Below are 21250 nucleotides of genomic sequence, written 5' to 3'. Positions count from 1 at the left end.
CTGCCGCAGTTCCTATAGCTGACTAATTTCCGCCGCTTTTCTCCACGGCAAAATGCATCGACACTTGGTTTGTTTCTTTGCTCGCCTCAGAGGCTGCAAGCTCCCACACGCCTGGCGTGGTGTTGCCTGATACATGCCAGGTCCATTTGATGTACCCATCGGCATCGGCAGCCGCTTCTCCCAGATGTTTGGCTTTGCTTGACCCGCTCTTATACGTAACCCCTAGGGATATGACGGCCCCCGGAGCTGTTTTTACGGTTACGGAGGCCTTCCTGCCCGGCCGAAGCGGCGATGGCTCGATAGACACGATTTGAATTGGAACGCTTTCTTGTTCGCCGATACTCGCGCCATACCGGGCCGCGGCGGCATCGCTTATCCAAACCCGCTCGGCCGCTTGCTCTTTTAGCACAATCGGCTTCCCGTAAAATGGCAGCTTTAACGGGAAATCATACTCTACTGCAATAGCCACGTAAGGTTCGTTTGCCTTTTCCAAATCGGGCAGTGCCAACCAGCTTAGCCTGATCCGCTTAGGATCAATAATCGCGGCATCCGCGAAGTCTCTTACCAGCGGTTCAACAACGGCGCGTCCGATCTCCGTAGCCGCCATATTTTGAACCGGACGGAAGTCTCCTCTTAGTGTGGAAGACAGGAGCGGACCGGCCGGTGCCGGCAACCGTTCCATCGCTTCCGCCGCAATTTCGCTCCATGACGAAAGCGGGAAAAGCGTTGGCGTTGGCGATGGAATATGGGCTGCCGCTTGCTGCCAAGCCAGCTCTACCGGATGAATATGGGCCGCAATCTGCCTGACCGATTGTGAGGCAGCCGAATGCAAAGCCATTTGCACCGCGCATAGACGAATAAGCATAACAAACACAAGCAGGACCACGATGACCATCGGCATGACCAATGCCGCTTCTACAACGATCGAGCCTTGCTCACCCGCGGAATGACGGCGTTTAATAGGACCATCCAATGGTTTGCGTCGTCTCATAACGGTTGCCGTCAACCTTTCCATCCAAAAGTCCAAATTTGCCAAGCACCTTCATCAACCCCGGTACAAACCAAAGCTCCGTAGAAACGCCTGCCTCGCCCGTTACCCCGCTTGGCACGGCGGACAGCACCGTTCCGCTGTTTTGTTCGATGACCGCGATCATCCGGGCAAGGCTTGCGCTGTCTCCAGCGTCATGCATCAAAGCAAAAAGCCGCAAATAATCTTTGTACGATAGCTCAACCTTCACATATTTGGATAAGGGTGACGAGCCTCGTTCGGTAAAGGCAAGCATATCCTCCATGGTTTTCTCCAAACCGTAAATTAACGCCGCTGATAAAATAAGCAGGGGATGCCCGAGCGTTCTGCTTTCCAGCAGCCCTTCCATCGTTCGCACGGCAAGCCTTGCAGCAAAAAGTTCCCCGTATGCAGCGGCTATGTTTCCCACTGCGTCGTGAAAGCCGTAAATGATATATTCCGCTTCCTGGTTGTTGAAAGAAACCGCATGCGACAGCTCCGATACATTGCCCTCCGTCAGCATGGAACGAAGATGCTGCGGCGCAAAAGCGGGGTACTTATTGACCACATATTCTCCGTAATACAGCGTATCTCTCGTCTGCTCCAGCATCCCGGCCATACCTGAGAATATATCGTCCATAACGGAGGCAGAGCGATTCGCAGCTTCATGGGCCTCGCCTGCCTGCTCCAATTCCAAGGGAGCAGCCGCCGCCTCATCTGACTTTTCATTGAACAAAAGATTGTCGCTGTAATGCTGCTTCACCTGTTCAAAAACCTGCTGATGCTCTTCGGCCTGCGGAATAGCCGTTAGGCCATGGAGCAAGCCGCGTGCCTGTTTCCAAAGTGATTCAGCCTGCTCTCCCTGCTGCTTCAGCTTGGCTTTGACCTCTCCTTGTTCGAGCGTACTCTTTCGGCTGGCAATGATTGCGGCTGGACGAATATAATTCTCCTCATAGTTTCCGTAAGCAAGCCGCAGGCTTGCAACGCCTTCAATCAGGGTATCCGCCGTTTGATCCGCGATCGGCTTCGCCAATGAAGCGATGCTGCTTGTTTGATAGCTGCCGGCTTCGAGATCGAGAGCCGCCGCAGACGAGCCTTGCGCCTCCAGTTCTTGCCGGTAAGCTGTAAACCACGCATCCGGTTTGACAAGCTCGTCTGCTTGCCTCCTTATTTCTTCAATATCGCTAGCCGCATCGGCAGGCACTTCAGACTGCACCGCTCCTGACGATTTTTGCCTCGCTACGGCATCATAGCCTCCACGGTCAGCTTGCTGATTCGCTTGCTGAACAAGACGCTGCATATCCTCATTTAATGCTCTTGCAGCTTCCAGCTCCCGAATGGCATCGCCCTGCAGCTTCACATGGCGTTGTAGCATTTCTGAGCTGATTCGGCGAAGCTCTATTGCAAATGCTCTCGCTTTATCCTCATAGGCTTTTATTACTTCAGAATGGTCTGCTCCCCCCGCATGTTCAGCATTTTGTTCCTGCATGACCCAGGCCGCATAATCGCGATATTCCCCGGCAAGGCTTAAGGCAGTGTCTCCCGCTGATGCGACGGCATTCGTCTGCGCCGGAATCATCGCTTCTATTCCGCTGTCTCTCATTATGCCTGCAGCCAGCTCCTGCAAGTGAAGCACCTGGCTTAAATGGGCTTCGCGTCTTTCATAAAGCTTGCGCATGCTCTCAAGCAGGCCGATTGTCACGGAAGCCTCCTTCATTGCGCCTGCCATTGGCGCAAATCTAGCGGCAAGCTCCAAAGTAAAGTCAATAGGCGCCTTATATTTCATTTCCTCCAGCACCTGCCGCTTAAATACATCATGGCTTCCCAGAAACGATGCCGTATGCAGTTCCGAGCTTTCTGCTTTCATGCGTACCAGCTTCATTCCATGGTTGGATAGGCCTTCTATGCCTTCGATATTCGCTGCCATCGTATCGGAGAAGATCGTCTCCCCCTCTGTCCCTCCACGGCCAAACAATCCATATCGCTCGTATAAAGCAGCGTCATAAGCCGACAGGACAGAGCGTACGCTGGACCGCACGGCATCCTCCGTCAGCTTGTGCAAAGCCGCAATACGCGCATAATCGATAAGCAGAGAAAAAAACAATAATAACGAGGATAAGACAAGAACAGAAAACACGGTTACCGCTCCGTTTTCTTCAAACCATAAGCGGCGATTGATGTCTAACCATCCGTACTTGGATTTCTTTTTTGCTTTCACAGCTGCCCTTCACCTCCATTGCTGCCACCCTGCCGCATGTTAGGTTGAATCACTGCGGCTCCTGCGCCTCGGCAGCTTCCTTATAAGAAGCTAGCGCCTGCCCGGCCTGCTGATTCGCCTGCCCCGCTCCGCCCTGCCGGTTCGCGTACTTCGCAGAATAATAACGTACGAGATCGATGCTTCTTATAAATTCAGCCGGGTCAACGATCGAAGCCCTAGATACCGTCTTGGGTTCTCGCCCCAGCCCGCTTTGATCAGCAAGCCCGCTTGCTAAAGGAGACTTCAGCCTAACCGTGATCTCTCTCTTTAGGACATCCCGCGAATAGCTGATATGCCCTTCATACGCTAAGGCCGCTTGTCCGATCCATTCCGCGGCCTGCGCCATTTTCCGCGCGGATAGATCGTCCTTAGCCCCCTCATCCGGCATTGCCGGAGGAATCGCAGCTTCCGCGGAAGCGCGATTCCTGCTTGTTCCAAATAGGCCGCTAAGCAGCTCGTCCTCTCCTATTCGCCAATACAAACCGTCATAGGCGGCATTATTCAGCATGCCGCTTTTCGCTTGGCGAAAGCTGTTATCCCAGCTAAATGCCGCGCGTTCAGCCGTTGCCGACGCGGCATAATAAAGCACCACCTTCTGATACATATACATGCCAAACAGAATAAACAATAAAATGAGCCCGAAAAGCATTGGAAATACGATCGTTGATTCTAGCGTAAAGCTGCCCTGCTCCCCTCTCAGCCATTGCGGCAGCCTTGCTCCCATCCTCCGCTTGCCCATACGCGCCACCCGCTAACTGAAAATTTTGTCCGCCTCATCATCCGCCTTACCCATTAGACGTTCGATTAATTCAATAATCCAGTCCTTAAAGAGCAGCGCAATAATAATGACAACCGCAATAATCAAAATGATCTCCAGCGTACCCAAACCGTCTTCCTCGGCCCAAAATGATCTTATAGCTTGACCTAGCTTTTTCATATTTCCTCATCCTCTCTATTGTTGGTTAAGACATGAGCAGCACCGCAGGCGCAGCTACCAGAACCATAAGCACTAATAATATGCCGACTAACGGAAACACCAGCTTGGAGGAAGCTTCTTCCCCCCGGGCTCTCGCGATCGCCTTGCGTTTTTCCCACAGCGTATAAGAGAGCTCGCGCAGAGCGAGTACAAAATGTTCTCCTCCTCTACGGTAATTGAGCAGCAGCACCGTCGTAAATACGGAAACTTCCTGTACTGCGCAGCGCCGGTTAAAGCGCTCCATGGCCGTACTGAATGACTGCCCGTTGCGCAGCATCGATACCGCATCCCCCCACTCCTTATAGAGCGGATGCAAATCATCCTCTTTCCCTTCCAAGCATCTTGCCAACGCTTGCTGCACGGTTTCTCCCGCGCCTACGAGCAGCATCAGCTTACTCAGCATGCCAGGGAGTTCAATAATCATTTGCTGCTTGCGCCGCTCGACCCTTTTGCCCGCTTCCGCAAAGGGACGAATGGTCAGCACAATGCCGAATACGGCTCCCATTGCAAGCAATATGGGCTCCTGCCCCAGCAGACTCAGCCATGCACAGCCCGTTAACGCGGCGTAACCTGTGCCTAAGGCGGCTGCAGCTTGCGCTTTCGTTCTCTCTATCGTCCAAGCGTTATCCATCAGCAGGAGCAGCCTCATATGATAGCTGCCCATTGGCAGATGCATCATATCAAACAACTTATACCGCTCCAGTGTCCGCATGAAAGGGTCGATCAAGCTAAGCTGCTTGAGCTGGCTCCCCGAAAAATCACTGCCGGTTTTCTTGTTTCTTAACTGATTCCAAAGGGAATACAGCGCCTCTTTGCCGGCCAGATAAAGCCAAATTGCCGTTAAAGTAATGGCGGCTATCGCTGCGGTCATTCCAAGCTCTCCCTTCTCTGCTACATCTGAATACGCATCATTTTCGCCATGGCCCAGAAGCAGAGGAGCAGCAGCAGCAAAGCAGCCGTCAGCAATAAATAACCGATTCCCCCATATAAGGGAGCCATATAGTCAGGGGCAGCCAAGCTTAAAAAAGCGAGGAAAACAAAAGGCACCGCCATCATGATTCGTCCTTCGAATCTTTTCTGTGCGATCATAACGGCAATCTCTTGCTCAATCTCCAGCTTTTCTCCGATGATGGCCGAGGTTCTTTTCATTACCTCCAGCAAATCTCCGCCCGAACGCTTGCAGGCTGCCAGCGCATCGGTAAATTGAGTGATTTCATCAATACCGGCTCGATCCGCGAAGTTCCGCAATGCATATTCAAGCGGCTCGGCGTTTTCTAACCGGAAGCGAATAATTTGGAACTCGAGCAGCAGCTCAGTGCGCGGATCCGGATACAGCAGCTTTAAATCATCAAGGGTCGCGAGAAAAGCATTTTCAAGCGAACGCCCTGCCGCAAGAGAGGAGGTCAGCGAGAATAATGCCTCCTTGAATTGCAGCTTCAGCCGCTCTTTACGCTGCTGCAGGAGCGATCTTCGCCTGAAACGGGGTGCGATTATGCCAAACCCAGCTGCGGCAATCGATACGAGTGCCGAATGATAAAACAGATAGGCTGCCATATAAAAAACCAAAGCGGCTGCTATCGCTGCGAATATAAACTGTTTTCTGCTTAAGTGATAACGCCCATAATCCGTAAGCATTCGCCCCGCCCGGATATTGGCCATAACCTGCCCGTTCTCCCATCCGCACCAGGCAAACGCCCGCTGCAGCCATCCGCTCTGCGAACGGTACAGCTGCTCCGTTTTAACCAAGCCGCTGACACTGCTCATATGACAGCGCCTCCGCTCTTGTTTTTCCCCGCCATAATCAGCTTGTCCAGTCGTACCAGCGGATTCGCCGTTCGTTTGAGCCCGCCAACCACTTTGCCGTCCTGCTCGCCTTCTTCCTCAAAAATGAAAAGGGGATTCAACATGACTTCACCGTCCGCCATGCCAACGATCTCGCATATTTCCGTGACTCTGCGCGAACGATCCCGAAACCTCGACAAATGAATAATGAGATCGATCGCAGACGCGATCTGCTGCCGGATGACCAGAACAGGCAATTCGGCTGCGCTGAGCGTCATCGTTTCAAGGCGCGCCAGCATATCCTTTGCTCCGTTGCTATGGCCTGTCGACATGCTGCCCGAATGACCGGAGTTAAGTGCTTGCAGCATATCGAGCGCCTCCCCGCCCCGTACCTCGCCTACGATAATCCGGCTCGGACGCATCCTGAGCGAGGCGCGGATAAGATCTCGGATCGTAATCTCGCCTTTACCCTCCGTATTTGCATTTCTCGTCTCCATCGCCACCAGATTCGGGATCGATCGTATCTGCAGCTCTGCCGAATCCTCGATCGTTACGATTCGCTCATCCGCTGGAATAAATTGCGATAATGCATTGAGGAAGGTCGTTTTGCCCGTTCCCGTTCCGCCGCTAATAAACATGTTGTATTGCGCTCCGACCATCTCTTGCAAGAAAGCCGCCGCATCTTCCGACAGAGATCCGATCGCAACGAGCTCTTCCATTAAGAGTGGCTGCTCAGGAAACTTTCGAATGGTCATGCAGGGTCCCTTCAGTGCCACCGGCGGCAGCACAACATGAACCCGGGAGCCGTCCTTCAACCGCGCATCCACGATCGGAGATGATTCATTTACGACACGGTTAACGCTTGCAACGACCGTCTGGATCAGATCCTCCAGCCGTTCCCTGCTCTCGAAGGACACGGGCAGCAGCGACATCCCCCCTCTTCGTTCAACAAAAATTTCCGCATGGTGATTAATCATGATTTCGCTTATAGAGGTATCCTCCATAAGCGGCTGCAAGATATCCAGACCCCGAAAGGAATGAAACAGCCTGCGAACCAGCTGTACTTTACCCGCTGCCGTTAACGGATTCCGCTCGCACCATTCGAATACGATCTCCTCAACGATGCGCATGAGACCGTCATCCGGCAAAGCGCCGCTGAAATCTATTTTCGACCGGATTTTATTTCGCAGCTCCAATACCGTTCCGTCACTCAGCAACCATGCCCACTCCTTCCGGAATCAGCTGCTTGAACAATTGATCTGCCGCAGCTCTGTATAACGGCGATGACAGCAGCTTTACGCTACCCGCCCCTCGCCATTCCGGTATCTCTGGCAGCTGAAAAGCGGCATGGTTCATGCGATCCGTCTCGTCTTGAAGAGCGGTCTGTCCGACTCCCGCGGCCTGATTGTTTACATCTATGAATTTCCGGCTAATCCTTTAAATCGCTCGTTCCATTTCTGCTCGCCGTAGCTTCGGGCCATTTTTTGCTTGTTTATAACCGAAGCATTGCCATTCATCACCCAAAGCACCTGATCCGACTTCTCGAAAACGGCTACATGTATACCATCCATGTCGCTATCCAAATCAACAATGATGACATCGTATTGGCCGCTTCGTGAAATCGCGTCTATCAAGCCCTGCGCATCTTCCTCGCATAAGGTCAATCGATCCTCCAAATTGGTGCACACCGCCAAGTAATCCCCCTTAAGCTGCGTATCCCGCTTCCGATGCTCCATGATCCACTGCACCGCCTGCTCCGGCTGCGCTTTAAGACTGTACAAAAGCTCGGACAATCCCTCCTCTTTTGCATCCCCAATAGGATTGCCATTGCCGTTTTGCAGCGTGCTAAGCCAAGCCGCCGACGAGTTCCATCGCTCGAGGTTTAAATAAAACGTTCGGCGGCGATGCGCGCCCGCAGCATTCGCAAGATGCAGCGCCAACGCCGTTTTGCCTGTACCGCCGGATGCCGAGTAGACGGAAATCACCCGCACGCCGGCAGACGTTTCATCATCGATTGCCATTTGCCTCGCACTAGCATGAACCGCAGCCCGCGCATGAATCTCGGATAAACGCTGCAGCAGCTGAGGGAGCGGCTGGTATTGATGCAGCTCATGCTCCTCGTCGCTTTCCCCAAGCTTCAATACGAGCGCAATAACGGGCAGCTTCGGGAGCTCTGCCTTCAGACCGGCAAGCAGCTCAGGCTGAGCCGCCAATACATCCATTTTGTAGCCTTGCTGCACATAGCGCCTGCATGCCTCCGCATTCGTAAACGCAACGACCTGCCATTGTTCGCCGAGCTTGCTGTCACGGATATAATCGGCTAACCGCTTCAAATATTCCGGGTCTTTCACCGCTACTCCCAGCTGGTATTTGTTCAATCCGAATTTCCTCCCTTCAGCTACGCAAACACAAAAAAAGCACCGTAGAAGGCGCAGTTACCTGCGTCCTTGTACGGTGCTTCCGTGTTTGTTCGTTAACTTTGTATAAAATTTACCATACCCTGATTCCATTCGTCAACCAAGGAATTTACTTCTGTTTTCCCCAATCGCTTAAAAACTTCTCGATTCCGATGTCGGTAAGCGGATGCTTCCATAGCGACGGGAGAAGCGAGCCCGGGATTGTCGCGATATGCGCACCGGCTATAGCAGCCTGTTCAAGATGGCCGATATGACGGATACTGGCAACAATCATTTCGGTTGAATATCCATAGTTACGAATAATGGCATTCAGGTCACGTACCAGCTTTAAGCCTTCTACTCCGATATCATCCAGCCTGCCTACGAAGGGGCTGATAAAGGTTGCGCCCGCTTTTGCCGCCATGAGCCCTTGCGCTGCCGAGAAAACGAGCGTTACGTTCGTTTGAATCCCCTTCTCTGCGAGCGCATGGGTGGCATACAAGCCGTCCTCCGTAAGCGGCAGCTTGATGACAACGTTGGGAGCCCATTCCGCGATTTCGAAAGCTTCTTTAAGCATATCATCGGCTTTCGTGCCAATAACCTCAGCGCTGACCGGACCGGACACTATACTGCAAATTTCTTGGATGACTTGTTTAAAATCCCGTCCCTCCTTCGCAATGAGCGAAGGGTTAGTCGTTACACCGTCAACGAGTCCAAGCTTGGCAATCCGTCTAATTTCCTCTACGTTCGCTGTATCCAAGAAAAATTTCATATCCGGTCATCTCCCTTTGTCTATTGGAAAAAAAGTTTGATTTCCCGTTCCGCGCTTTCTATGGAGTCTGAGCCATGGATGATATTGCTTGCCACGTCGATCGCAAAATCGCCGCGAATCGTTCCGGCAAGCGCGTCAGACGGGTTCGTTGCGCCAATAAGCCCGCGCGCGTTTTTGATTGCATCCTTGCCTTCCCATATCATGGCGAATATAGGTCCAGAAACAATAAAATCGACCAGCTCGTCAAAAAACACCTTGGAGCGCAAATGCTCATAATGCTGCTCCGCATGCTCCCTCGACAGCTGCATAACCTTGGCATCGATCAGCTTAAAGCCTTTCTCTTCAAAGCGCGCGACAATCCGTCCTACCAAACCTCGAGCATAGCCATCCGGCTTAACCATTACAAACGTTCTATCCATTTAGAATCCCCCTTGTCTCTATCGGTATAGCCATTTATTTGTTAAGCCATTCAGTAATAATGCCGGCAGTCTCTTCAATTGCCCGATTTGTAACGTCGATAACGGGACAATTCAAGGATTTCATAACCGATTCGGCATAATCCAGCTCCTCTTGAATCCGCTCAGTCGTTGCATATTGGGCGGTGGCCGGAAGCCCAAGCGTCTTCAGCCGCTCGGTACGGATTTCAAGCAGATGCTCTGCTTGCATCGTCAATCCGATAACAAGCCGTCCGGGTGCAGGCTTTAGCTCCTCGGGCGGATTGACCTCCGGCATCAACGGCAAATTAGCCGTCTTAATTCCTTTATGGGACAAAAAGATGCTCAGCGGCGTTTTCGACGTCCGCGATACGCCGATCAGCACGACCTGCGCCTGCATAAAGCCGCGCGCGTCTTTGCCGTCGTCGTATTTTACCGCAAATTCGATCGCATCCATCCGGCGGTGATAGGCATCGTCAATCGAATGCAGCAGTCCAGGCTCCCGCTTCGGAAAGCTGCCGAACGTATCGACGTAAGCCTGCATCATCGGTCCCATGACATCGACGGCTCGGACACCCGCCCTCAGCGCTTCTTCCTTCATCAGCTCCCGCAGCTCCGGCTGAACGAGCGTATAGCTGATAAAACCGCCCGTGCTGAGTGCTTCGGCGACAATCCGCAATATTTCATCTTCGGACTTGATGTGTCCGAAACGTTTGATTTTTACATGCTCCGACGAAAATTGACGCAGCGTTGCCTTAGCTACCGCTTCCGCCGTTTCACCGACTGCATCGGAGCATACATAAATGATTTGCTCTGTCATAACTCCGGCTCCCCCAATTCCCCATTCATCGTGATGTCCGCCATCATACGTATAATACTCGACTTCGATACCCAGCCGGTTACTTCCGGATCAGCGGCTTGTTCATCGCGAGGAACAATGACCGGCAGGCAATCCACCTGATGGAGCGACATTTTTCGGATCGCATCCATTACGGAATCATCGGGCATCAGCGTCACGATATTCGGATAACGGGTCATGACCATGCTGACTGGGATCGCAGCAGCGCCAGCGTTGCCTAGTGTTATTTTGAGCAAATCCTTTGGGGTAACGATTCCGACAAACCTCTTCTGTTCATTGACGACTAAGAGGGTATCCGCATTCTCGGTAAACAAGGTAATGACGGCATCATGCACGGATAGGGAGTCAGGCACATTCACAGGAACGCCCTGTACCTCTCTCACCTTCATATTGTTGAATTGCTGCGTAGGCTCGCTGTTTGCCCGATAGGTGTTGCCGAGAAAATAACCGACCTTTGGCTTCGCATCAAGCATGCCCAGCATAACGAGAAGCGATAAATCCGAGCGTAGCGTCGGCCTGCTGACGCCTAAATATTCTGCTAATTGTTCACCGGTAATCGGCGCACGCCTCTTCACAAGCTCAAGAAGCTCCAATTGCCGCGTGGATAACTGAATCGGACTCGCCTCCATCCTTTATATGAGTCATATTAAAACGAAATAGTACCATTATTCGATAAATAATATATCATATTAGTGCAATGTGTACAATAAATAGTCGTTTACGCTTTGAAAATGACTTTGTACAAGGCCTGCGTTCCGCTATTTTCTTCGCCAAGCGCTATGAGCTGCTCGTACAAGGAGCGTGCCAGTGCGAGCCCCGGTAACGGAAGTCCCAGTTCATCGGCCGATTCGATGGCAATTTTGATATCCTTCATAAAATGCTTCACATAAAAGCCCGGCGCAAAATCCCCGTTAATGATGCGCGGCCCAAGGTTGGAGAGCGACCAGCTGCCTGCCGCGCCTGCCTCAATGCTTTTCAGAACCCTGCTAGGTTCCAGTCCCGCGCGCTTCGCGTAGGCCAGGGCTTCGCTGATGCCAATCATATTGGAGGCGATCGCGATTTGATTGCACATTTTAGTAAATTGTCCGGAGCCCGCCTCGCCTTGGTATACAATATTTTTGCCCATCAATTCAAATAAAGGCAGTACGGTATCAAAGGTCTCCTCCCGGCCTCCTGCCATGATCGATAATCTAGCTTCTCTAGCTCCCACATCGCCTCCGGAGACAGGAGCATCAAGCGCCGCAAACCCTTTGTTTCTAGCTTCCAGCTCGATGCGTTTGGCCAGAGACGGGCTTGAGGTCGTCATATCGATAAATATCGCATTGGGCCGCGCATGCCGCAGCAAACCCGAAGCTCCGAAATACACCTCCTCGACATCCGCGGGATAACCCAGCATCGTAATTACAATATCCGATTGCTCGGCTGCCGATTTAGGAGAATCCTGCCATAAAGCTCCCTTTGCCAGCAATCCGTCTGCCCTCGATTTCGTGCGGTTATACACATTTACCTTATATCCGTGATCAATCAAATGCCCAGCCATGCTTGCGCCCATAATCCCTGTTCCGATAAATCCGATTGTGCTGCCCTGATTTATTACCTGCTTTGCCATTCCCCATCCCGCCTCTCCGATTACGTTTAAAGTTAGATTCATTGTAGCAAAAAAACAGCCGGAGACAAGAATGCTCCCCTTGTCTCCGGCTGTCCGGTCGATGCTGAAAATTCAATAATAGCTTATTCGTTAGTCATTTGGATAAACTGCTCTACATCGACTGCCGTCAGCGCTACGGCTTCCTGCCAGAAATCCTTTTCCTCGACGTTGACGCCAAGATGCGCTTCAGCCAGCTGCTCGACGGACATTCTGCCGGTATCGCGCAGCAAGGCGACATATTGGTTTTTGAAATCCGGCCCTTCCTTCAACGCTTTGGCATAAATGCCTGCGCTGAACAAATAACCGAACGTATACGGGAAGTTGTAGAACGGCACGTCCGTTAAGTAAAAATGCAGCTTCGACGCCCAAAAATGCGGATGGGCCTCTCCCAGCATATCGCAATACGCTTCGCGCTGCGCTTCCTCCATCAAGGCGTTCAGCTCTTCGACAGGCACCAAGCCCTCGCTCCGGCGCGCATAGAAACGGGTTTCGAATAAGAACCGGGCATGGATGTTCATAAAAAAAGCAACCGACCGCTGAATTTTATCTTCCAGCAATCCCAGCTTTTCCTCCGGGTCTACCGCTGCTTTAAGCGCTCGGTCCGATACAATCAGCTCCGCGAACGTCGAAGCCGTCTCAGCTACATTCATTGCGTATTCCTGCGACAGCGCCGGCAAATCATTCATCACATGCTGATGATAGGCATGGCCGAGCTCATGGGCCAGCGTCGAAATATTCGATGCGCTGCCGGAATAGGTCATGAAAATACGGGTTTGCCCGCTTTTTGGAAAAGCCGTGCAGAAGCCGCCCGGTCGTTTGCCGGGGCGATCCTCGGCTTCAATCCATCCTTCCCGGAAGGCCATTTCCGAGAAATCCGCCAGCTCCGGACTGAACGAACGGAACTGCTCGACGATGAAGGCAGCCGCTTCGTCATAAGGAATTATTTTTGTCGAGGAGCCGATCGGCGCTTCCACGTCATGCCAATCCAGCTTCTCGACCCCGAGCAGCTTCGCTTTGCGCTCTAGATAACGCACGAGCACCTGTTTGCTTTCTTGTATGGCATCCCACATCGCTTGCAGCGTGGCTTCGCTCATGCGGTTCATTTGCAGCGGCTCTTGGAGCACCGATTCCCATCCGCGCTTGCCGTAAAGCTTAAGGCGGAAGCCGGAAATCCGATTCAAAGTCTCGGCGCATAGATCCGCTTGCTCCGACCATTCGCGCTCCCACTCTGCAAACGCAGCCTTCCGCACCTCGCGGTCGCCGTCAGACAGACGGTTGTGCATTTGTCCTGCGGATAAAATATTTTTTTTGCCGTCCTTGCCGACTTCGGTAAATTTAGCCCGCGACACGATTACGTTATAATAATCGCCCCAGCCGTGATAGCCGTCTACCGCCAGGTCTCCTGCCAAAGCTTCCAGCTCCGGAGCCATCTTTTGTTTGGCAAGCTCGCGGCGTTCAGCCAGGCTAAAAGCTACCTCGGCCAGCTTTTCGTGCTCGAGCAGCTTCGACCATTCGAGGTCGTCCATGCCGCGAAGCCCGTTGTCAAAGCGCGTAAGTACGCCGAGCAGCTTGGCACCGAGCGTCTTCACGCGGTCGCCGCGCGCATTGGCCGCGGAATCTTTGATGTCTTGTGCCAGAAGGCATGACACAAACGACTCCGATTGCCGCAGCCTGATGATGACGCTTTGCAGGAGCTCCGTCATCGCGGCAATGTCTGATGCCGACGTGCTGTTCTCGCCCGACAAGGCGGCTGCCAGCTTCGCAATATCTACATCCAGGCCTTTCAACTCTTCCTGAAAGGCTGCCGAACTTGAGCCGCCTTCGTAAAACACATCCAAATCCCAGCTTTGCGGATATCCCTGCTTCATCTGCTTCCATCCTCTCTTTAACCAGCGTAAACGGCTGTTGCCGTATACTGCAGCATAAAAAAAGCCAAGATGAGGCCGCGTTTTTATTTGCGCAAACCTTCCCGGCAGTGTATAACTTAATTATATCCAGATTGGAGGAATTTCACCATGTCTAAACCGTTGCAAATTTCGGCTGATACTGCCGTTAAGCTATCTGAGCAGCTTGGCGTACCGATAGAGCATCTCATGCATATGCCGCGCCATATCTTATTGCAAAAACTTGCAGAGCTGGCCAAAACCGATACGCCGGCAGCGCCCGAAAGCGATAAGAAGGAATGATTCCGTTCGAAAAAGCATGGCCTTATGACGTCATTATGGGCGACCTTTATGTATCAAGCTGTCCTTTTTGCGGTGCGGATAACGTACTGCTTCCCGTAAGGCCAGCTGAGATTCAGGACATACAGGATGGCATGAAACGGCTGCTCGTTTTCCCATGCTGCCGCAACAAAGTTACCATTGTGGACGCAGACCGCGACTACTTGTTAACGGACCGCGTCCTTCGGAAGGCGTTGCGCTAAGCGGATGTAGAAATCGTCTGCTCCGTTAAGCCTTTGTTCTCGTTTGTAGAGGTGTCGCCGGATCCGTTTTTCGATCTGGCTTCCATCTCCTCGCGGATAAACTGCCACTGTTCGCGGCTGGCGCGAATCATGGCGGCATCGACGATTTTCTTATCATTCACGACGCGGGAAAACCATTTTACAGCATCGTTTAATTCCCCGACTCTGCGATTCAGCTCCCCGATCAGGAACATCAGCTTCGCGTTATTAAGCGCTACGCCTTCTGCTTCATATACCCTTATATAGGACTGAAGCGCAAAACGCAGAAACCTTATCTCCTCGTTTTGATTCTCTTCATAACGGTAGAGCCACGCAATATGATGCAAAATGCCCGCAATAACACGGTCTTTCTCCCCAACTGCTTGTGCCGAGAGAAGTGCCAGCTTGTAGCTCGCCATAGCCTGCTTCACGTTACGCTCGCCGCAATAATCTTGGTTTTGCCAACGAAAGCCGATTTTTTCGAGGTATTGCTTCTTTTGTTGATCGTTCAACCGCTCTAGTCCATTTTCAGTCGACGCAAAGCCGCAATTTGGGCAAACCCGAACTACATAAAAGTCAGGGTTCACATCTATTTTATAATATCCGCAAAAGTCAGAATCCACCCTGGCTGCTCTTTTAAAGCTAGGTCTCACGCGAGATGTCATAAACGTATTTTCACAGCAGATGCATACGATTTTGGATTGGTAGAGCGGTTCCATACGATCACGTCTCCTCTTCAGATGTATTTACAAAATGGTGTGCAGGCCCGGATAGTCTATCTATAACAATGAGCTGAAGCTCTTCCTGTATACCTACCTCCCGCAAAGCTCTTCGCATGCAGTCCAGCCATGCTTCAGCCCGCTCAGGGGTTATGGGGAATGGCAAATGCCTTGCTCGCATCATCGGATGCCCGTATTCATCTGAATACAACGAAGGGCCTCCGAAAAACTGTGTTAAAAATAAATATTGCTTCTCGATTACGGGATCTATATCTTGCGGGAACAAAGGCCCAAGCAATGGATGAGCTTGTACCTTCGGATAAAAAGATTCTACGATTAGTCTTAAAGTCCCAGGTCCGCCTAATGCTTCATAAAGGCTTATATTCCTATTCATCGTCCAAACCATCTCCAATTTGTAGGTATTTAGTATTATATCACAAAAATATTTTTCAGGTAACAAAAAAAAGCCCGCAATATGTAATTGCGAGGCTCATCATATAGTGCGTATTACCCTTCAACCTTCATAGTCCTCTTCCCCAGGTGCTGTAAGAGATTCTCGAATGACATAGACGAAAGCACATACCAAGATGCCAGCGATTATACTCATACTCATCACTCCAACTGTTCTAAGGTAATTCTATTGTACCATAAAAAATGCAGGAATCCAGTATTTTGCAAGCGTTTTCTTTTTTGTTTGTTATTATTTTTAACTTACCGGTGGTGATGGATGTCCACATTTGAACATATATGTGTAGGAAGGGTTGTACGGCCTCATGCATTCTTGCAGACTTACCCTTTCCCATTCAATAGGAGGCGGTCTTTTTGCTGCGTACATTTATCCATCCATTATCTATAACCGCCCTTTGCGCTCTCATTATCGCGCTGCTGATGACCGTCTTTCCAACGGAGACGCTTAGCTCCTCGCTGCGCGGCTTATCGATCTGGTGGCAGGTGCTTTTCCCAGCGCTTTTTCCTTTCTTCGTTATCTCGGAGCTGGTGCTGGGCTTCGGCATCGTGCACTTTTTCGGAAAGCTGCTGGATCCGCTGATGCGCCCTTTGTTCCGGCTTCCAGGCATCGGCGGGTTTGTCGTGACGATGGGCTATATATCCGGATACCCCGTAGGGGCCAGGCTTACCGCTCAGCTCTGGGAGCAGCGGCTCGTAAACCGCGCAGAGGGCGAACGGCTCGTCGCTTTTACGACAACCTCGGATCCCATATTTCTAATCGGTGCCGTATCGGTAGGTTTTTTCCATAACGTCGCCCTTGCGCCTGTGCTGGCTGCAGCCCATTATGGGGGCGGACTTCTGATCGGGTTCCTTATGCGCTTTCATGATCGGCACGCCGCGCCTTCGTCCGCCAAAAAAATCGTCGATGTTGCAAACGGCTTGAGAAAACGCAAGCCTTCCCGGATTGCAGAGGCGCTTAAAGCGATGCATGAAGCGCGTTTGCTGGATGGCCGGGGATTAGGCAGACTTTTACAAGACTCCGTTCAATCCGCGCTCCGGCTGATGATCGTCGTGGGCGGACTTGTTGTTTTTTTCTCCGTTGTCATGGAGATGCTCACCCATGCCGGCATCGTAGAAGCCATGGCGGAAGCGCTGCGTTATTTGTTTACCCTCATCGGTCTGCCGGCGCCCCTTGCAGACGCAGGCATCTTTGGTTTATTTGAAGTAACGCTGGGCTCTCGAGCGGCAGGAGCTGCGGGCACGGGACTTATGCATCAAGCAGCGATTGCTGCCTGGGTCCTTTCTTGGGGAGGACTTTCGGTGCACGCACAAATCGCCAGCCTGCTCAGCAGAACCGATTTGCGTTATCGCCCCTTGTTTTTTGCCAGACTCCTGCATGGTTTTATTGCGATGGCTCTAGTTTACATTTTTTGGGGCTGGCTCGGTCCTTGATTCGCCCATTTTAATCTGCTGGAGCACCGCAGCGCATTGAATTAATAGGCATTTTCCTTTATCATCTTAAGTACTATGGAGATCGGAAGGAGATTTACCTTTGAAGTATGCGGTTATTGATCGAGGCGATGCTTTATCCCAATCGTTAGCGGAGAAATTTCATACCTTAGCTGCGGAGCGCGGCTTCAATCGGAATGACGAAGCACCGGAGATTGTCATTTCCATTGGAGGAGACGGAACGCTTCTTCAAGCTTTTCATAAATATGTTGACCAAATTACGGATGTTGCATTTGTCGGAATCCACACCGGCCATCTTGGTTTCTATGCCGACTGGCAGGCAGACGAGCTCGAGGAGATGGTGAAGATGATGGCCGAGGAAACCCCTCGCATTGTCAGATACCCGCTTGCTGAGATTGAGCTTGAGACGCCGACCGAATCCCGCCATTATTTATCATTGAATGAATTTACGCTCAAGGGCGTAGACGGCACGCTTGTGGCTCAGATCAATATCAATGACGAATTGTTCGAAATGTTCCGCGGAGACGGGATCGTCATTTCGACCCCTTCGGGAAGCACCGCATATAACAAAAGCTTGGGCGGCGCCATCGTCCATCCATCGATAGAGTCGCTGCAAATCGCCGAGATTGCTTCAATCAACAATCGTGTATACCGTACGCTTGGTTCCTCCGTGCTGCTGCCGCAGCATCATCATTGCGATATCATCTCGAAAAAAGAACAGCGGCTCCAACTCACCATTGACCATGTCAGCATCATGCGCAGCGATATTCTCTCGATTCGCTGCAACGTATCCAGCCGCAAAGTAAGCTTTGCAAGATACCGTCCCTTCCCTTTCTGGAATCGGGTCCGGGAAGCTTTTCTCGGCTACGACGTTCGTTAAGCGCTTGACCGTTCCGTTTTCGTTTAAACCATTGCAAAAAAAAAGACACTGCAGCGCCAGCTAATGGCGCTCCGTGTCTTTTTTATTTGGTCGATTCGTATCAGCAGATGCGGATGCTGCTGCCGTCTCGCTTGCTGCAAGCCGGAACGGCTTTTTGCCGCGATGGTCATTGCCTTTGTAGCCGCCTTTGCGCTGCTGTTCACGTTTGCCGCTGCCCTGCTGATCATTTTGCGTTCGGGCTTCGCCTGCATTAACGCTATCGTTCCCGCTTTTGTTTTCATTGCTGCTGCGGTTGGAGCTTCTATGGCGATTTTCACGGCTGTGATTTCGGGTATGCCGTTCATGCGAAGGAAAAGAAGCTTCTTCCTTCGCGCTTGCAACCTCATCACCCTCTGTATCCGCGCTGTCAGAAGCCTCTACCAATCCGGCAGCCGCCGCGAGCAAATCAGCCGCTTCAATACGAGGGCGCTGGTCATCCGCATCCAAATCGTAATCATCCGGCTCACGCTGCGTGCTTTGCGTCTTCTCGAGAATGAAATAGGCGCAGCCAAAATTACAATATTCATTGATATAATCCGACATGCCGGATAAATTGCTGTCTTTGGTAGCTTTTTGATGATTATCGCGGAAAAAGCCCTTTAGCCGAAGCTGGCTGTAGCCCCAATCGCCAACGATGAAATCGTAACGCTCCAATACCTCGCTGTAACGATCACGAAATGCTTCAGGATTCCAACCGTTCCTGTTTTCTTGTACGATTTCGTATGATTTTCCTCCGATATGAATCAAAGCCATGGTCTCCACCTCATCTTGAGCGTCAGTTACATGCTGCTCGAGCAAGCGCCGGAGGATATCTCACGGTCGAATCCCGCTTCTACGGTATCTGCAGCAATCGCTGCGTGTGCCGAATCGGTCTGCTCATGCGCATGGTAAGAGCTGCGTACTAGCGGCGCGGATTCAACATGCCTGAAACCACGCTTCAGCCCTTCTTCTTTCAATTTTGCGAATTCGTCCGGGTGGACGTAACGCACGATCGGCAAATGATTCGGCGACGGCTGCAAATATTGGCCTAACGTCAAAATATTCACGTCGTTGGCCCGCAGGTCATCCATCGTTTGCAAAATTTCATCCCACTCCTCGCCAACGCCAAGCATAATGCTTGATTTCGTAGGGATTTTGGGTTTCATTTCTTTCGCGCGTCTTAGCAGCTCCATCGTACGGCTGTATTTTGCTTTGGCCCGAACGCGGTCGGAAAGACGTTCAACAGTTTCTACATTATGATTCAAAATGTCCGGATTCGCATCCATGACGATCTGCAGGGCATCCTTGTTGCCGAGGAAATCCGGGATTAGCACTTCGACGCGGCAAAATGGCATGCGCTTGCGGATAGCATGTACGGTTGCCGCAAATATAGATGCGCCGCCATCCTTCAAATCATCGCGTGCAACCGAGGTGACTACGCAGTGCTGAAGATTCATTTGCTCCGCTGCTTCCGCTACGCGTTCCGGTTCGTCCAAATCCAGCTCGGTCGGCATGCCCGTCTTAACGGCGCAAAAACGGCATGCGCGCGTGCAAATATCGCCCAAAATCATGAATGTCGCCGTGCGATTAGACCAGCATTCATAAATATTCGGACAACGCGCTTCCTCACATACGGTATGTAACGTTTTGGTGCGCATCATATTTTTAATTTCGGCATAGTTGCCGTCTGTCGCTAATTTTATGCGAAGCCAGTCAGGCTTTTTGAGTGTTTCCTTTTGTTTCATTAGGGATTACCTGCTTTCAAGTTCATTTATAATTCCTAAACTCATGGGGTTATTATAACATGTTTCCAATAAAAATAGCACTTTCTCGCGATTTCGTTTCCAGGCGGAAACACTTTCCTCAAGCAAGCTTTCATGCTTGACCCGCATTTTCACGGCCAGCTGCCCAACAATGGCTGATCACCATTCGTATAAAAACCAATGTTCTGCAAACCATAACGTTATAACCGTCATGCTTTTGGAAGGGTGAGACGTTTGAAACTGACTATACCTGTTGTTGTCGCAGCATTAACCGCAGCATCGCTGCTTCTGGTCTTCCCGGTCAGCCATGCAAAAGCCTCTCCTGCTGTTAAAAAGCAGAACGTAGCGGCAAATGAGCAAATGGCAGCAGGGGAGCCCGATCCTTTGCCCGCAAGAAGAGGCTTATACGAGAAATTGAGCTTGTTTACCGAGGTGCCTTGGTATTGGATTGCGGCGATCGATCAGTATGAGCGCTCAATGTCCAAGGCACGACCGAAGGCGCGGCCCATGCTAGGAAGCACGGTAGGCGTATTTATTGACCAAGAACGCTGGGCGGGACCGCTTAATCCGAATACGGAGGACAGCACGCCAGCATCGATTCGTTTTTTCAACGGCATCGGCCAAGACGGCGACGGCAACGGCCAAGCGGAACGGACAAGCGACATTGACCTGCTGTACTCACTCGTAAGCCGCGTTGCTTCCTATGGCATCTCCGATGATGATTTTTCAATCGGACTGTGGGAATATTACCAAAATAACCGTTCCGTGCAGCGCATTCAGCAATTTGCCCGTATATATGCGGCATTCGGCAAGCTCGATTTGTTCGACCACGCTTTTCCGGTTCCCATCGGCACCCGTTATTCGTATAACAGCACATGGGGAACTGGCCGCAGCTGGGGCGGCAGACGCACGCATGAAGGAACGGATATATTCGCCAGCCACGGACTGCCCGTCCGGAGCACCTGCTACGGCATTGTCGAAGTCAAAGGCTGGAATCCCTATGGCGGCTGGCGGATCGGCATTCGCGATCTCAACAACTTTTACCATTATTACGCGCATCTTTCCGGCTTCGACAAAACCGTCAACATCGGCGATGTCGTCAAACCAGGTCAGGTCGTTGGCTGGGTAGGCAGCTCGGGTTACGGCAAACCGGGCACGTCGGGAAAATTCCCCCCTCATTTGCATTACGGCGTATACAGCGACCGCGGACTGATCGAATGGTCGTTCGATCCTTATCCGATGCTTCGCCGCTGGGAGCAGGCCGAGCGCCAACGGATCCGTGCAGGAAAATAGCCGGTAAGCGTATCGGTTATCGCAATGAAATATTAAAATCCCGATCAGCTTCGATAACTTCAAATTATTATATGTTCACAAAAAAAC

At 51.6% G+C, this 21250-nt stretch carries 24 protein-coding genes; 5 read left to right on the top strand and 19 right to left on the bottom strand.

From position 1 onward, the window contains the following. Nucleotides 1-22: 22 nt before the first annotated feature. The 15 genes from ACN6MW_RS20570 to ACN6MW_RS20500 form a co-directional block, all read right to left on the bottom strand. The gene (locus ACN6MW_RS20570; protein WP_419871843.1) at nucleotides 23-991 is read right to left on the bottom strand and encodes a TadE/TadG family type IV pilus assembly protein; all 969 of its coding nucleotides are present in this window, start codon (nucleotides 989-991) and stop codon (nucleotides 23-25) included. Next, on the bottom strand, nucleotides 957-3224 hold the full coding sequence (locus ACN6MW_RS20565) for a hypothetical protein (RefSeq protein WP_419871842.1): 2268 nt from the start codon (nucleotides 3222-3224) through the stop codon (nucleotides 957-959). The genes ACN6MW_RS20570 and ACN6MW_RS20565 overlap by 35 nt, the downstream gene beginning before the upstream one ends. A gap of 49 nt (nucleotides 3225-3273) precedes the next feature. Next, nucleotides 3274-4002 (bottom strand): TadE/TadG family type IV pilus assembly protein, encoded by a 729-nt coding sequence (locus ACN6MW_RS20560; protein ID WP_419871841.1) that lies wholly within the window; start codon nucleotides 4000-4002, stop codon nucleotides 3274-3276. 12 nt (nucleotides 4003-4014) lie between these two features. Next, nucleotides 4015-4200, bottom strand: coding sequence for a Flp1 family type IVb pilin (locus ACN6MW_RS20555; RefSeq protein ID WP_056630584.1), 186 nt, complete (start codon nucleotides 4198-4200; stop codon nucleotides 4015-4017). A 25-nt stretch (nucleotides 4201-4225) separates the two neighbouring features. Next, nucleotides 4226-5110 carry a type II secretion system F family protein gene (locus tag ACN6MW_RS20550; protein ID WP_419871840.1) on the bottom strand — a complete coding sequence of 295 codons (885 nt, stop codon included), beginning with the start codon at nucleotides 5108-5110 and terminating at the stop codon, nucleotides 4226-4228. A gap of 20 nt (nucleotides 5111-5130) precedes the next feature. Next, complete coding sequence (locus ACN6MW_RS20545; RefSeq protein ID WP_419871839.1) at nucleotides 5131-6003, bottom strand: type II secretion system F family protein; 873 nt, start codon at nucleotides 6001-6003, stop codon at nucleotides 5131-5133. Then, nucleotides 6000-7235, bottom strand: a complete 1236-nt coding sequence (locus ACN6MW_RS20540; RefSeq protein ID WP_419876402.1) for a CpaF family protein — start codon at nucleotides 7233-7235, stop codon at nucleotides 6000-6002. Before ACN6MW_RS20540 ends, ACN6MW_RS20545 begins: the two co-directional genes overlap by 4 nt. Further along, complete coding sequence (locus ACN6MW_RS20535) at nucleotides 7228-7377, bottom strand: hypothetical protein (protein WP_419871838.1); 150 nt, start codon at nucleotides 7375-7377, stop codon at nucleotides 7228-7230. Before ACN6MW_RS20535 ends, ACN6MW_RS20540 begins: the two co-directional genes overlap by 8 nt. 59 nt (nucleotides 7378-7436) lie before the next feature. After that, nucleotides 7437-8399: a hypothetical protein gene (locus tag ACN6MW_RS20530; protein WP_419871837.1), complete on the bottom strand. Its 963-nt coding sequence runs from the start codon at nucleotides 8397-8399 to the stop codon at nucleotides 7437-7439. Nucleotides 8400-8547: 148 nt separating this feature from the next. After that, the gene (gene fsa / locus ACN6MW_RS20525) at nucleotides 8548-9189 is read right to left on the bottom strand and encodes a fructose-6-phosphate aldolase (RefSeq protein ID WP_419871836.1); all 642 of its coding nucleotides are present in this window, start codon (nucleotides 9187-9189) and stop codon (nucleotides 8548-8550) included. Nucleotides 9190-9209: 20 nt separating this feature from the next. Next, nucleotides 9210-9608, bottom strand: a complete 399-nt coding sequence (ndk, locus tag ACN6MW_RS20520) for a nucleoside-diphosphate kinase (RefSeq protein ID WP_419871835.1) — start codon at nucleotides 9606-9608, stop codon at nucleotides 9210-9212. Between the two features lie 34 nt (nucleotides 9609-9642). Next, complete coding sequence (locus tag ACN6MW_RS20515; RefSeq protein ID WP_364144228.1) at nucleotides 9643-10443, bottom strand: pyruvate, water dikinase regulatory protein; 801 nt, start codon at nucleotides 10441-10443, stop codon at nucleotides 9643-9645. After that, nucleotides 10440-11057, bottom strand: a complete 618-nt coding sequence (locus ACN6MW_RS20510; RefSeq protein ID WP_419871834.1) for a helix-turn-helix transcriptional regulator — start codon at nucleotides 11055-11057, stop codon at nucleotides 10440-10442. The genes ACN6MW_RS20515 and ACN6MW_RS20510 overlap by 4 nt, the downstream gene beginning before the upstream one ends. Before the next feature lie 143 nt (nucleotides 11058-11200). Beyond that, nucleotides 11201-12091 (bottom strand): NAD(P)-dependent oxidoreductase, encoded by an 891-nt coding sequence (locus ACN6MW_RS20505; protein ID WP_419871833.1) that lies wholly within the window; start codon nucleotides 12089-12091, stop codon nucleotides 11201-11203. A 122-nt stretch (nucleotides 12092-12213) separates the two neighbouring features. Beyond that, nucleotides 12214-13998: a M3 family oligoendopeptidase gene (locus tag ACN6MW_RS20500; RefSeq protein WP_419871832.1), complete on the bottom strand. Its 1785-nt coding sequence runs from the start codon at nucleotides 13996-13998 to the stop codon at nucleotides 12214-12216. 147 nt (nucleotides 13999-14145) lie between these two features. On the opposite strand from ACN6MW_RS20500, the gene ACN6MW_RS20495 reads away from it, so the two are divergent. Together ACN6MW_RS20495 and ACN6MW_RS20490 are read left to right on the top strand one after the other, a co-directional pair. Next, entirely contained in the window at nucleotides 14146-14316 is a 171-nt protein-coding gene (locus ACN6MW_RS20495; protein WP_364144240.1) for a YycC family protein, read from the top strand. Next, a complete protein-coding gene (locus tag ACN6MW_RS20490) occupies nucleotides 14313-14555 on the top strand; it encodes a hypothetical protein (protein ID WP_419871831.1) in 243 nt (80 codons plus the stop codon). The genes ACN6MW_RS20495 and ACN6MW_RS20490 overlap by 4 nt, the downstream gene beginning before the upstream one ends. Here ACN6MW_RS20490 and ACN6MW_RS20485 read toward each other — a convergent pair. Next, a complete protein-coding gene (locus ACN6MW_RS20485) occupies nucleotides 14552-15292 on the bottom strand; it encodes a DUF2225 domain-containing protein (RefSeq protein WP_419871830.1) in 741 nt (246 codons plus the stop codon). The two genes, ACN6MW_RS20490 and ACN6MW_RS20485, sit on opposite strands and share 4 nt — an antisense overlap. Before the next feature lie 4 nt (nucleotides 15293-15296). Next, entirely contained in the window at nucleotides 15297-15686 is a 390-nt protein-coding gene (locus tag ACN6MW_RS20480; protein WP_419871829.1) for a globin, read from the bottom strand. Between the two features lie 428 nt (nucleotides 15687-16114). Here ACN6MW_RS20480 and ylbJ point away from each other — a divergent pair, with 428 nt between their 5' ends. Beyond that, nucleotides 16115-17191: a sporulation integral membrane protein YlbJ gene (gene ylbJ / locus ACN6MW_RS20475; RefSeq protein WP_419871828.1), complete on the top strand. Its 1077-nt coding sequence runs from the start codon at nucleotides 16115-16117 to the stop codon at nucleotides 17189-17191. A gap of 100 nt (nucleotides 17192-17291) precedes the next feature. Further along, nucleotides 17292-18089: an NAD kinase gene (locus ACN6MW_RS20470; protein ID WP_364144252.1), complete on the top strand. Its 798-nt coding sequence runs from the start codon at nucleotides 17292-17294 to the stop codon at nucleotides 18087-18089. Nucleotides 18090-18149: 60 nt separating this feature from the next. Here the strand turns inward: ACN6MW_RS20470 and ACN6MW_RS20465 are convergent, their stop codons facing one another. Further along, nucleotides 18150-18881: a YutD family protein gene (locus tag ACN6MW_RS20465; protein ID WP_419871827.1), complete on the bottom strand. Its 732-nt coding sequence runs from the start codon at nucleotides 18879-18881 to the stop codon at nucleotides 18150-18152. 26 nt (nucleotides 18882-18907) lie between these two features. Beyond that, nucleotides 18908-19852 carry a lipoyl synthase gene (lipA, locus tag ACN6MW_RS20460; RefSeq protein WP_364144257.1) on the bottom strand — a complete coding sequence of 315 codons (945 nt, stop codon included), beginning with the start codon at nucleotides 19850-19852 and terminating at the stop codon, nucleotides 18908-18910. Between the two features lie 243 nt (nucleotides 19853-20095). On the opposite strand from lipA, the gene ACN6MW_RS20455 reads away from it, so the two are divergent. Next, a complete protein-coding gene (locus ACN6MW_RS20455) occupies nucleotides 20096-21163 on the top strand; it encodes a M23 family metallopeptidase (RefSeq protein WP_414698838.1) in 1068 nt (355 codons plus the stop codon). Nucleotides 21164-21250 lie beyond the last annotated feature (87 nt).

The organism is Pristimantibacillus sp. PTI5, from assembly GCF_048572955.1.
In the GTDB taxonomy this organism is placed as follows: Bacteria; Bacillota; Bacilli; order Paenibacillales; family Paenibacillaceae; genus Pristimantibacillus.
The sequence above is the reverse complement of the archived record's forward strand: the minus strand, read 5'-3'. Positions and strand labels throughout refer to the sequence as shown.